Annotated in this window: 9 protein-coding genes; 1 reads left to right on the top strand and 8 read right to left on the bottom strand. The window is 68.6% G+C overall.

The genetic code is table 11. The features are described 5' to 3' along the window. Nucleotides 1–19 precede the first annotated feature (19 nt). The 4 genes from ACIPV5_RS05660 to ACIPV5_RS05645 are packed head-to-tail and all read right to left on the bottom strand — an operon-like array spanning nt 20 to nt 4860. On the bottom strand, nt 20–967 hold the full coding sequence (locus tag ACIPV5_RS05660) for a GNAT family N-acetyltransferase (RefSeq protein ID WP_400340269.1): 948 nt from the start codon (nt 965–967) through the stop codon (nt 20–22). A gap of 31 nt (nt 968–998) precedes the next feature. After that, a complete protein-coding gene (gene sufU / locus ACIPV5_RS05655) occupies nt 999–1433 on the bottom strand; it encodes a Fe-S cluster assembly sulfur transfer protein SufU (protein WP_056276906.1) in 435 nt (144 codons plus the stop codon). After that, entirely contained in the window at nt 1430–2752 is a 1323-nt protein-coding gene (locus tag ACIPV5_RS05650; protein WP_400340267.1) for a cysteine desulfurase, read from the bottom strand. The genes sufU and ACIPV5_RS05650 overlap by 4 nt, the downstream gene beginning before the upstream one ends. Nucleotides 2753–2808: 56 nt before the next feature. After that, nucleotides 2809–4860: a sigma-70 family RNA polymerase sigma factor gene (locus ACIPV5_RS05645; protein WP_400340265.1), complete on the bottom strand. Its 2052-nt coding sequence runs from the start codon at nt 4858–4860 to the stop codon at nt 2809–2811. Between the two features lie 154 nt (nt 4861–5014). On the opposite strand from ACIPV5_RS05645, the gene ACIPV5_RS05640 reads away from it, so the two are divergent. Further along, a complete protein-coding gene (locus ACIPV5_RS05640; RefSeq protein WP_400340264.1) occupies nt 5015–6601 on the top strand; it encodes a helix-turn-helix domain-containing protein in 1587 nt (528 codons plus the stop codon). 4 nt (nt 6602–6605) lie between these two features. Here the strand turns inward: ACIPV5_RS05640 and ACIPV5_RS05635 are convergent, their stop codons facing one another. The 4 genes from ACIPV5_RS05635 to ACIPV5_RS05620 all read right to left on the bottom strand — a co-directional run bounded on the left by ACIPV5_RS05635 (nt 6606) and on the right by ACIPV5_RS05620 (nt 11906). Beyond that, a complete protein-coding gene (locus ACIPV5_RS05635; protein ID WP_400340262.1) occupies nt 6606–8510 on the bottom strand; it encodes a sigma-70 family RNA polymerase sigma factor in 1905 nt (634 codons plus the stop codon). Nucleotides 8511–8769: 259 nt separating this feature from the next. Continuing rightward, nucleotides 8770–9363 carry a hypothetical protein gene (locus tag ACIPV5_RS05630; RefSeq protein WP_053098786.1) on the bottom strand — a complete coding sequence of 198 codons (594 nt, stop codon included), beginning with the start codon at nt 9361–9363 and terminating at the stop codon, nt 8770–8772. After that, nucleotides 9360–10322: a class C sortase gene (locus ACIPV5_RS05625; RefSeq protein WP_056276889.1), complete on the bottom strand. Its 963-nt coding sequence runs from the start codon at nt 10320–10322 to the stop codon at nt 9360–9362. Before ACIPV5_RS05625 ends, ACIPV5_RS05630 begins: the two co-directional genes overlap by 4 nt. A 102-nt stretch (nt 10323–10424) precedes the next feature. After that, nucleotides 10425–11906: a SpaH/EbpB family LPXTG-anchored major pilin gene (locus ACIPV5_RS05620; protein WP_053098784.1), complete on the bottom strand. Its 1482-nt coding sequence runs from the start codon at nt 11904–11906 to the stop codon at nt 10425–10427. Between the last annotated feature and the right edge of the window lie 43 nt (nt 11907–11949).

Here is an 11949-nt window from a genome sequence, read left to right as displayed (position 1 = left end):
GCGACCCCGCGTGTCGCGATCACACCGTGAGCAGGAAGCGCTCCTCGACCCGCCGATAGCCGAGGCTCTCGTAGAGACGGATCGCGGAGGCGTTGAAACCGAAGACATGCAGCCCGATCGAGTCGGCACCTAGTCGTGCGGCCTCGCGCTCGGCCGCGAGCATGAGATCACGACCATAGCCCTTGCGGCGCTGGTCCTCGGCGACCTCGATGTCGAGGATGAACCCGTGCGGGCGCCCTCCTCGCCGACGGATGCCGATCCACAGCACCCCGACCTCGATGCCGTCCACGTGGGCGGTGAACAGCTCCTGCCCCTCCGAATCGATGCCGTCCGGCAGCTCGAGCTCCATCTGCCGGTGCGACTCGACGACGGCATCCTCCGCCGAATACCGACCGGATGCCACCAGGTCTTCCGCGAAGGCCGCCTCGGACGCGGCAGCGAAGCTCGCGAAGCGCTCCGGGGTCATCGGCGCCACGACGAACGCGCCGTCTGACGGCTGTGCCGCCCGAGACGGCAGCGGTTCGAGAAGCATCTGGATCGACGCGACCTCGAATCCCCGCCCCTCGACGAAACCGCGACCAGCGGTGTCGGACGAATGCAGGGCGACACTCAGACGACCGACCTGCTGCCTCCGCGCGAGCGTCGTCAGCTCGTCGAGGAGGCCGTCGAGCTGTCGGCCACTCGGCTCGGTCGCGAACGCGAGATCGACGATGAACAGCACGCCGTTGTTCGCGGCGAGCCAGACGGTGCCGATCCGGGCGTCGCCGTCATCGATCGTGAGGATGAGCGAGGTCTCGGTGTCGTGCCCTGCGGGGAGCAGCTCGTCGAGCACGGCGTCCACGTGCGAGACGGCATCGTCGCCGACGTGCATCCCGGACTCCTGCCGCAGCGACACGAGTCGTGCTCTCGTGGCCTCGCGCCAGTCGTCGAAGGCGTCTGCGGTGAGAGGAGTCAGTTCAAGAGGCATGATTCCATCCTGCACCGCATCGCCTCGGTGCTCAGGACTTGTGGAGTGCATCCTCCGCAGCGACCCAGGCGAGCATGGCGCACTTCACCCGTGCCACGTATCGCGAGACGCCCCCGAGAGCAGCGGCATCGCCGAGCAGCTCTTCATCCGGTTCGATCTTGCCGCGCGAACGCATCGCCTCGCGGAACGCGGCGATGCGGATCTCGAGCTCGTCGACCGTGAGCCCCTCGGCGAGCTCGGCGAGCAGCGACGCGGATGCCTGCGAGATGGCGCATCCGTGCCCTTCCCACGCGATCGCCTCGATGCCGCCGTCGGCGCCGCGGTGCACTTGCAGAGTCACCTCGTCACCGCAGGTCGGGTTCACCTGGTGCGACTGCGCGGCGATCTCACCCCGGAGCCCGAACCCGTGCGGGGTGCGGGAGTGATCGAGGATGAGCTCTTGATACAGGTTCTGCAGGTCGCTCATGCGCCCCTCCGGAAGAAGTCGATCGCACCCTGGACGCCGTCGATCACGGCGTCGATCTCGTCATCGGTCGTGTACAGGTACGTGCTGGCCCTCGTCGAGGAGGTGACGCCGAGGCGACGATGCAGCGGCTGTGCGCAGTGGTGTCCGACACGCACCGCGATGCCGCGATCATCGAGGAACTGCCCGACATCGTGCGAGTGGATGCCCTCGACGTCGAAGCTCGCCAGGCCCACACGCGGCAGATCGATGCCGGCACCGAGCACGCGCACCCCATCGATGGCCGTGAGCCCCTCGACGAGTCGCGCGCCGAATGCGGCCTCGTGCGCCGCGATGCGCGGCATCCCCACCGCGGTCAGATAGTCGATCGCCGCGGCGAGCGCGACCGCCTGGGACACCCGCTGGGTGCCGGCTTCGAACCGCTGCGGCGGCGGCAGGTACGCCGCCTCCGTCGTGGTGACGGTGGTGATCATCGATCCACCCGTCAGGAACGGCGGCATGGCCTCGAGCAGCTCGCGCCGCCCGTAGAGCGCGCCGATTCCCGTCGGCCCGAGCATCTTGTGACCGGACACCACGGCGAAGTCGACGTCGAGTGCGCGGACATCCAGCGGCAGATGGGGTGCCGACTGGCAGGCGTCGAGCACGACGAGCGCGCCGACGGCGCGCGCACGCGCCACAAGATGCTCGACCGGATTGATGACGCCGAGCACGTTCGACACATGCGTGACGGCGATGAGCTTCGTGCGGTCGGTGATGAGATCTGCGGCGGCGTCGAGCCGGAGGGCACCGTCGTCGTCGAGCGGGATGACCCGCAGGGTCGCTCCTGTGCGGGCCGCGAGCTCCTGCCACGGGATGAGGTTGGCGTGATGCTCCATCTCGGTCGTGACGATCTCGTCGCCCTCGCGCAGACGCAGGCGCTCGGCTGCCGCTCCCCCGCGGCCGAGCGAGGCGTTCGAGATCGAATACGCGATGAGGTTGAGCGCCTCGGTGGCGTTCGACGTCCACACGATCTCGCCCTCGTCGGCACCCACGAACCGCGCGACGGCGGCCCGAGCGTTCTCGAACACCTCGGTGGCCTCGGCCGCGAGAGTGTGCGCACCACGGTGAACGGCCGCGTTGAGAGTGGTGGCGAACTCGCGTTCGGCGTCGAGCACGGCGAGCGGACGCTGCGACGTCGCACCCGAATCCAGATACACGAGCGGGTGCCCGTTGACCTCGGAGCGCAGGATCGGGAAGTCCTCGCGGAGTCGCCTCACCTCGACATCGGTCAGCGGGCCGCCCCCGGTCGGGGCGATCACGTCGGATTCGCGGGAGATGCTCATCCTTCTAGCTTCTCATCTGGCGCACCCCGCGGGGCCCTGCGCACACGGGGCGACGGTCAGGGAACGACGAGGATGTAGTCCGTGTCCGAGATGCCGAGGATCCCCGTCGCCGGGTCGACGTAGCGCAGGGTGATCCGATGGAGCCCGGGCCGGATGTCGATGAACGACACGATGGTCGAGGAGTCGTCGAGCAGCGCGAGCGACGCCGTCTCCCCGTCCAGGGACACGGATGCCGTCGAGCCGGCGACGCCGCGGACGTCGAGCGAGAGGTCATCCCGTCGCCCGTCGCCGTCGGAGTCGACGCGGGAGATCCCACCGTCCGAGTCTTCGGCGAGCCCCGGGACCGGGAAGTAGAGGCGCCCCGTCGGATCACTCACCGTCCGCACGCCGGTGGTCCGGGATGTGTGGCGCATCGAGATCGACATGCCCTGGTGAAGCGTGTCGACATCGGGGCGCACCGAGAAATCTCCGTCAGGACCGACGAGGGTGGAGGCGATCACGAGGCCGGTCTCGTCGATGATCTGCACCGCTGCTCCCGGAGTTCCCGTGCCGGTGATGGTCGGGGGAACAGTCGTCCCCGGCAGGATGCTCCAGTCCATCGTCACCGGCTCGACGACGGGAGGCTCGATGACCGGAGGGTCGATCACCGGAGGGTCGACGACCGGAGGGTCGACGACCGGAGGGTCGATCACCGGAGGGTCGACGACCGGCGGCTCGACGACCGGCGGGTCGACGACCGGAGGGTCGATCACCGGAGGGTCGACGACAGGAGGGTCGACCACCGGCGGGTCGACCACCGGAGGGTCGACGACCGGAGGGTCGACGACAGGAGGCTCGACCACCGGAGAGTCGACGACAGGAGGGTCGACGACCGGCGCCTTCACGACGGGAGGCGCGATGACCGAGGGGCCGCCGGCGGGAGGCGCGACCACGGACGGGTCGACCACCGGGGGAACCACGATGATCGGGTCGATGACGACCTCGGGGCCGGCGTGCTCCTCGGGAACGGTCACGGGCGTCTGCGGGTCGACACCCGTCTCGGCCTCCTCCGCCGGCGCGATCGGGCTCGGGACCGCCGTCGATTCGGGCGACATGATCGGCGCCGGAGATGCGACGACGAGCGCGGACGACGGTGTCGACGACTCCTCGGCGTTCGGCGCGCCCACGGGCGCCAGCTGTGCGGCCACCGCTGCGACCGCGACGACGGCCCCGGCTGCCGCGACGGATCCGCCGACGACCAGCCACCGAGCGGTACCCCTGGGCATCCAGGCCGGCGCAGACGCAGCCGTCGCAGGCGCAGGAGATCCGGCCGAATAGGCTAACGCCGCCGGTCCGCCGATGATCACGGGAAGCAGCACGGCGCGCAGCTTCGATGACGCCTGCTCGATCTCGGCGCTCGCCATCGTGCACCGCTGGCAGCGCTCCAGGTGCGCGTCGAATCGCGTTCGGTCGGCACGCGCCACATGGCGCCTGCGCCCCTGCGCCACGATGCGCGCGCAGACCCACCGGCATTCCGGGTCACGTCCCGGTTCCTTGATGTGGGCCTGCAGCCAGGCGAGCTTGAAGCCCTCGCGCGCCCGGGCCGCCAGCACCGAGACGGCGTTGGGAGTCATGCCCATGAGCGGCGCGATCTCACGCGGCTTCATGCCCTCGACCTCGAGGTACCAGAGCAGTGTGCGCCACCGTTCGGGGAGGTCCTTGAACGCCACCGTCAGCAGCGCCTTGTCAGAGAGCAGGTCGAGCGAATCCTCCGTGTGCTCGGTCGGAAGCTCCTCGATGTACTCGAGCGCGACGACGTCCTTCTGCTTTCCTCCCCATGTGGCGGCCGCGCTGCGCACGGCCGCGAAGATGTAGGGACGGAACGCATCCGTCGGACCTCCGCCATTGCGGATCGCGCTGAAGGTCTTGGCGAACGCCTCACTGACGAGATCCTCGGGGTCGATCGAGCTCGTGATCGAACGCGCCGCGCGGAGGGCTGCCGGCGAGTGACGATCCCACAGCACGCCGAACGCACTGCTGTTCCCCGCTCGGGTCGCGAGGACGAGCTCGTCGTCACTCGTCTCGGGATCGATCCGCGTGCGCCGCTCGCGCACTGTCGACGAGCTCATGGCGCGACCCGTTCGGCGCGAATCGAGGCAGGAGCAACGGACGGGTCGTTCACAGGGATCCCTTTCGACTTCTTACTGTCAGTCTCGCGACATCGCGATCTGACCGGTATGTAGATTCATACGAGAGTTCTTGACACCGAATAGAGAAGATTCCATGGCCTTCGATGACATCCGCGCCGAAGCCCCGACGTTGCGCGACGCGCTTCGCCTGAGCGACGGGAGGCTCTTCTCCCCCCGTCGAAGCACGCGGCTCGATGCCAGGACGTACGTGGGCGTGGAGTTCTACGATCCGTCGGCATCCGCATCCGACTACACCGATCGCATCGTCCTCGGGGCCGGTGTCGCGACGACGAGCGTTCCGGCCCTCGTCGCCGAGCTGGCCGATGTCGGGGCGGCCGCGCTTGTGGTGCGCCCTCCCGATGACGGCGATGGGCTGGAGCGCATTGCCCTCGATCTGCACGTCGCCCTGCCTGTCCTCCACCACAGTGACGGGGACTGGGCACAGCTGGCGAACGTCCTGCGGTCGCTGCTGAGCGGTCACTCGATCGGCCGGGTCTCGGGTGTGCGACTGGGAGACCTCTTCGGCCTCGCCAACGCCATCGCCACCCTCGCGGACGGTGCCGTCAGCATCGTCGACTCGACCGGTCAGATCGTCGGCTACTCCACGCACAGCGAGCAGCCGATCGACGACGTCCGTCGACGCACCACTCTGCTGCTGCAGGAGGACATCTCGATCGCATCCGACTCGCGCTACCGGTCGCTGCTCCGCGCCAGCGAGGCACGGCACTTCCCCTCGAGCACCGACGAGTTCGGACGCGTCGGGATCGCCGTGCGAGCGTCCGGCGAGCTGCTCGGCTCTCTCTGGGTGATCCAGATCGATCCATCGCCGGCTGCCCGGACCCGGTCCCTGCTGGAGGAGATGGAACCGATCGTGGCCCAGCATCTGCTTCGTGCTCGAGCGGAGGCGGGCGACCGGGACCGTCGGACATCCGACCTGCTCCGCACGCTTCTCGAAGATCGACGGCATGCCCGCGGCGCGGCGTCGCAGCTCCTCATCCGTCCCGAAGCCGGATGCACGGTCGTGTGCTTCCGGATCACCACGTTCGACGAGGTGGAGGCGATGCGCGGTCTGCAGCGAGTACTCCATCTGGCGATGAGCGTGTCCGGCGCCGCTTTCCCCGGCTCCCACAGCGCGGTGGTCGGCTCGGAGGTCGTGACGCTCATCCCGGGCCCGAACGCGGCTGCGGTCGAGACCTTCACCCAGGCGGTGATCCGGATCGACGACGCGTTGATCGCCGGCATCGGCACGCGCGCGTACGACATCAACGGCATCGGCCGTTCCTATCGTGAGGCCGGGGCCACGGCCGGCGTGCTCGTGAGTTCGTCGCTCCGCGACGACCATGAGCTCCGCATCGCGACCTTCGACGAGATGCGCGATCGCCTGGCGATCCTCCAGGTCGCCGACCTGATCGACGGCCTGGATGCCACGGTCGGCGACGCCGCGAGCATCCTCGCCGAGCATGATGCCGCGCAGGGCACCCGTCTGACGCACACCATGCGGGTCTTCCTCGACCAGCTCGGCAGTGTGCGTGAGACCGCCAGCGCACTGCACGTTCACCAGAACACCGTCCGGTATCGGCTCGATGTCGTGCGCAACGAGCTCGGGATCGACATCGATTCGCCGGCCACGCGACTCTGGCTCTGGCTCCGGCTGTCGGCGACCGCGCGCAGCGCAGTGTGAGGACTCATTCGATCGCCGCCGGCAGCAGCACGGTCACTCCGGCACGACCCGTGGACGGCTCGATGTACCGGGCGGCGACGAACGGCTCACCGACACCGGATCGGACGACGATCCCGTCGATGTCGTCGGTCGCGAGCCGCACAGTGCGCGATCGCCCCTGTTCATCGAGCAGCTCGACCCATGCATCCGGTGCGGCGCTCAGATGCAGACAGCTGACAGCGCCGAGGGACGCCTCAGGACAGGCATCCTGGTCCGCGGCCGCGATCGTGGGCGTCGCGAAGGTGAGCGGCCCCATCGCCTCCGCCCACTCGGTGACTCCGGTCGCCGCGTCGTACTGCCTCACGCTGAGCGTCATGCCCTGACGCAGGGCTTCGCCCGAGACGTCGAGCACGAATGCGCCGTCTTCGTCGATCACCCCGGTGTCGAGCATGACGCCGCTCTCGTCGGTCACCGTGACGACCGCGCCTGCAGCGCCGACCCCCTCGATCAGATCCGGCACGAGAGAGTCCTGGGCGATCGACCGGGTGATGCGGAACTCCGCCAGGTCGACGGGCGGCGGTGTCTCCGACGCAGCGTCGGTCGGGGTCGGAGTCGGGGTCGGAACCGCTGTCGACGGGGCCGGGGCCGGGGCGATACTGAGCGGGGTCAGTGGGGGCTGACTCTCGCCGGGTCCTGGAGTCTCCGGTTCACGGCTCGCATCCGAATCGGGCTCCAGTCCCGCATCGGCCTCGGGCTCCGGCGACGGCAGGGGCTGCGGTTCGGGCATCGGCTCCGATGCGGGCGGCTGAGTGGGGAAGCGCGGCAGATCTTCGAGAACCGGGCCCGCCTCACCGGAGACCGACGCCTCGGAGATCGACCGGGTGAGTTCCGAATCGTCCGATTCCTCGGCGGACAGACTCAGGACGCTGCCCGCCAGGATGACGGCTCCGACCACGACGACGGCGGTCGCCGCCAAGGCGGCCAGGCCACCGGCCGGTACCACCGCCGCTGCTCCGTGCGCGGCGACAGGCGCCCCCGCGCCGATCGAGGAGGTCGCCGCATCGGCCCAGCCAGACGAGCCTGTGGACCCCACCACGGAGCTCGCGCCCATGACCTGCGCCTCCGCGGAGGCATCACCGGTGTAGATCGCCGCCGCCACGCCTCCCAACAGCGCGGCAGGCAGGATCGCCCGCAGCCGCTGCGAGACGGTATCGATCTCCGCGGCGACGATCCGGCATCCGCCGCACACGCTCATGTGCTCTCTGAAACGGTCGGCGTCGCCGACCGCGACCGGACGACCGCGACGGTCGACCACGCGCTCGCAGAACCACCTGCAGTCCTCAGACCGCGAGGGATCGTGGATGTGCGCCTCGAGCCAGGCGCGTTTGAAGCTGTCGCGTGCGCGCGCCGCCAGAGCGGAGACCGCATTGGCCGTCATCCCCATCAGGGGCGCGAGCTCTCGCGGCTTCATGCCCTCGACCTCGAGATACCAGAGCAGCGTGCGATGCCGAGCCGACAGCGTGCCGAACACGGCCGCGATGCTGGATCGCTCGGCGATGCGCTCGAAGGCATCGCCGCCCTCCGACGACAGATCGCCCTCCGAGATCAGGTCGATCGACAGGTCGGTCCCGTTGCGGGACCAGCGCGCGGCCGTGTTGCGCAGCGTGGCGAGGAGATACGGCCGGAACGCGTCGCTCGGCCCGCCGCCCGCCTTGGTCACCCGGAGTATCGACGCGAACGCCTCGCTCACGAGATCGTCGGGATCCGCCGAGGGCGAGATCGCTCGCGCGGCTCGGCGCGCGGATTCGACATGCCGGCGCCACAGGAGGGCGAAGTCGCCGATGTCGCCACCCCGCACCGCCTCGATGATCTCGGCATCGGACGGCTCACCCGAGATGTCGTCGTCGTCGAGATACGTACCGAGGATCATGCTGCTCCGGATGCTGTCGAGTCCGGCATCGCGAGCGCAGCGCCGGAGACGGTTGAGGGACGAGGCAGTGGGGATGCCTCGTCCCTCCGACTCTCGTAAGGGTCGAATCCGCTCTGAGAAGGTTCGGCCGGGGAGTGGTCGACCTCTGCTGTGCGGGCGTCGGCCGGGAACCCGACGCGAGGCCGATGGCCATACCTACAAGACCGGTATGACTGGAAATCGTGACGGTCAGAACCCGAGATTCTCGCTGTGCAGGACATCAGCTGCCGCTCGCCGCCGGGTCCACGGGCGCGAGCGACAGGAAGCGCATCTTGTTCTCGCCGTAGAAGCACGTCTGGACCATGAACTCCCCCGTCATACCGGTGAGTTCTTCGACGTTCGACCACTTGGGCGTGTGCCGCTCCTCGACCACCTCGTAGATCACGTCGGAGCCCTCGACGGTGACCCGCTGACCGAGCTCCCAGCCGAGGATCACGTCTCCCCCGCAGTTGTTGTGTGCGGCGAACAGCGGCAGCACGTCGTCGATGCGGTAGCTGACCATCTCAGTGAACGTGCCGTCGCATCGGTCGAGCTCGACCATCCCGCCCTCGACCCCGAGCCTGATGACGGGAAGCTCGTCGGGCGCGAAGACCTCATGGAACGTCTTCAGCACCGAGACTTTGACGTCACCGGTCACTTTGTCGACCGCATCGGGGGCGAGCACGGATGCGGAGAGGAAGGATGCTCCCAGTCCGACGAGCAGGATGCTGGTCGACAGCAGACCGATACGTCGCCGCGGGCGGCGGCGTGTCACGGGCTCGCCGGGTTCGTCGCCGTTCGCGGCGGTGCGGTCCACTGCGACGTCGACCGTCATGAGTCGGAGCCAGCGGACACGTGCGTCGCTCGTCGGCCGCTGCGGTTCTTCCGGGCACGGCGAGGCTTGACGACGATGAACGTGAGTGCCGGCACCCCGACGACGAGCAGCGCCCACCACGGGAAGCCGGCGGGGTCGGTGGTGTCCGCGATGGTCGTCACGGCGGAGTCCTCGGTCGGAGCATCGATGCGCTCTGCGCGCACGAGCAGGCGGTGCGTGTTGACGCCGGTGGGCGTGCACGTGACGAGCGTGAGGTAGTCCTTGCCGGCGACCTGACGCAGGTCTTCCGCGTCGTCGGGAAGAACGGTCTTGGTCTGATCGACCTCGTAGTAGAGGTCTTCGCCCAGTGCGCTGACGATGATGACGTCGCCCTCGACGAGTTCATCGATGTCATCGAAGAGGGTGGCCTGCACGAAGCCGTTGTGGCCGGTGAGCACCGAATGCGTCCCCGGTCCACCGACAGGAAGCGATGAGCCGTAGAGATGCCCGATACCGCGAGACAGTGTGTCTTCATCGGTGCCGTGGAAGACCGGCAGATCGACGTGGATGCTCGGAATGCGAATCCGCGCCATCGTGTCGGTTCCCTCGGTGGTCAGAGTGTCGAAGTACGCCGAGGCCCCCTCGCCGATCGCCGTCTGCTGTCCGTCTGCTCCGAGGGCATACGGGTCGCGCAGCGGCCCGGTCGGAAGATTCTCGTTGTACTCCTCAGCGGCGGCGAGCATCTCGTCTACCGCCTCATCGGGGATCTGCTCGACGGACTGGATGTACCCGTCGACGTCGGTGTCGTGAGACCAGGCCGAGAACCAGGAGGCCGCGGTCGGGTAGACGAGGACCACGATGCCGATGGTCGCGATGAGCATGACGATCGACTGGCTCCATCCCCACCGCGCCTTCTGGGCGGTGGCACCCGTAGCGGGTCGCGCTGGGGCGTCCGGTGCGGACGCGTCGATGAGGGTCATGCTGCGCTTTCTGATCGGAGCTGGAGAAGAAGTAGGTGGAAACGAATGGGCCGTGCGGGGGAAGGGATCTCTTCACCTCCCCCGCACGGCCGGTCTTTCGGGTTACGCCTGTGCTGCGGCCTTGCGACGGCTGCGGATGGCGAGCAGGACCGCTCCACCGAGCAGCATGACGCCGCCGGCGAGGAACAGGGTCGTGCCGGTGCCACCGGTCAGCGGCAGGGTGAAGCCGGCGTTCGAGGGAACGTTGACGACCTCGAGGTCGACGCCCACAGCCGAGGTGGCGGCGGTGACGGTGAACTCGATCGGAGCTGCGAGCAGCTCGAATCCGTCGGGTGCGACGATCTCAGCGAGCCAGTACGACTGGTAGCCGTCTTCGCCCACGGCGACGGTGGCGTTGTCAGCCCAGTCGGAGTAGCGCAGACCCGAGATGGTCACGGTGCCGTCAGCGGCGACCGCGAACTCGGTCGAACCGGCGAGAGCGATGGCGTTGGTGCCGTCGATCGCGTCCTGCTGGGTCGGGTACACCGAGAACACTGCACCGGTGAGCGGTGCGCCGGCCTTGTCGGTCTTCTCGACCGTGATGTCGCCCCACTTGGTGATGACCTCGGGGGTGACGGTGGGTCCGCCGGGCTCGCCCGGTGCGACCGTGTACGAACCGGCGTTCGGGTAGAGCACTGCCGTGTTGGCGATCTCGCCGACCGTGTTTACCTCGGCGGTGATGACGACCTGAACCTCGGTGGCCGGGTGAGCCGCGAGAACTGCGCGACCCGCGGCGGTGAACTCGACCGTCACCGCGTTGGTGGCGGCGTCGTGGACGACCGTGTAGTCACCCGCAGCGAGCGGGGTTCCGTCGACGAGCGTCACAGCGGCGCTCACGTAGTCGAGCTTGGCGTCCAGCGTGTCGACGATCTTGTAGCCGTCGATGACTGCGACGTTGGGGATGCCTGCCGTGATCGTGAAGTCGATCTCGTCGCCGAGCTTGATGTCGGCCGAGTCCTCGACGGTCTTGGTCGCCTCGGTGAGGGCGTTCTTCGGGTAGACGTGCACGTCGTACAGCCACGTGCTGTCATCGGCCGGGTCCGTCAGCGGGACCGTCACGAGGAACGGGGCCACGCCGGTGGAGCCAGCGAGCGGAGCGGTCTCCACCACGAAGTAGAGGCCGAGGTCGAGGTTCGCCAGGGCGATCTCACCGTTCGCGTCGGTCAGGGTCTGACCGCCGATCGCGCTGGCCGTGTATCCGGCAGCCGTGATGTCAGCGACGCTGTCGGGGTTCAGGTCGGCGAGATCGTTCGCGTCGACCCAGCCCTGGTTGCTCGTCAGGTCGATCGTGTCGACCTTGTAGACCGTGAAGCCCACGCCCGGCAGCGGTGCCAGTGCGACGTTCTGCTCGGTGCCGTCGTTCGGCAGGCCGGTGGGCGTCTCGGGTGCCTCGAACTTGTGGATCGTCAGCGAACCGACAGCGTCCGGGTCGACGAGGTTGGGCGTCGCGGCGCTTGCAGGCGCTGCGAGGGTCAGCGCGGCGACGCCTGCGACGAGCAGACCTGCCGCGACGCGGGATCCGCGTCCGTTGTTGGGAGTGTTCACTGTGTCTCTCTCTAGGTGGCCAGGTCGCCCTGGTGGGTTACAG

The organism is Microbacterium sp. NPDC090014 (genome assembly GCF_044748285.1).
Taxonomy (GTDB): Bacteria; Actinomycetota; Actinomycetes; order Actinomycetales; family Microbacteriaceae; genus Microbacterium.
Note: the sequence above shows the minus strand (reverse complement) of the source record. Positions and strands in the feature narration are given on the sequence as shown.

What these genes read in the sequence shown, in the direction of transcription:
- ACIPV5_RS05660 (WP_400340269.1), bottom strand. Translation starts at nt 967, where the DNA reads ATGCCTCTTGAACTGACTCCTCTCACCGCAGACGCCTTCGACGACTGG.
- sufU (WP_056276906.1), bottom strand. Translation starts at nt 1,433, where the DNA reads ATGAGCGACCTGCAGAACCTGTATCAAGAGCTCATCCTCGATCACTCC.
- ACIPV5_RS05650 (WP_400340267.1), bottom strand. Translation starts at nt 2,752, where the DNA reads ATGAGCATCTCCCGCGAATCCGACGTGATCGCCCCGACCGGGGGCGGC.
- ACIPV5_RS05645 (WP_400340265.1), bottom strand. Translation starts at nt 4,860, where the DNA reads ATGAGCTCGTCGACAGTGCGCGAGCGGCGCACGCGGATCGATCCCGAG.
- ACIPV5_RS05640 (WP_400340264.1), top strand. Translation starts at nt 5,015, where the DNA reads ATGGCCTTCGATGACATCCGCGCCGAAGCCCCGACGTTGCGCGACGCG.
- ACIPV5_RS05635 (WP_400340262.1), bottom strand. Translation starts at nt 8,510, where the DNA reads ATGATCCTCGGTACGTATCTCGACGACGACGACATCTCGGGTGAGCCG.
- ACIPV5_RS05630 (WP_053098786.1), bottom strand. Translation starts at nt 9,363, where the DNA reads ATGACGGTCGACGTCGCAGTGGACCGCACCGCCGCGAACGGCGACGAA.
- ACIPV5_RS05625 (WP_056276889.1), bottom strand. Translation starts at nt 10,322, where the DNA reads ATGACCCTCATCGACGCGTCCGCACCGGACGCCCCAGCGCGACCCGCT.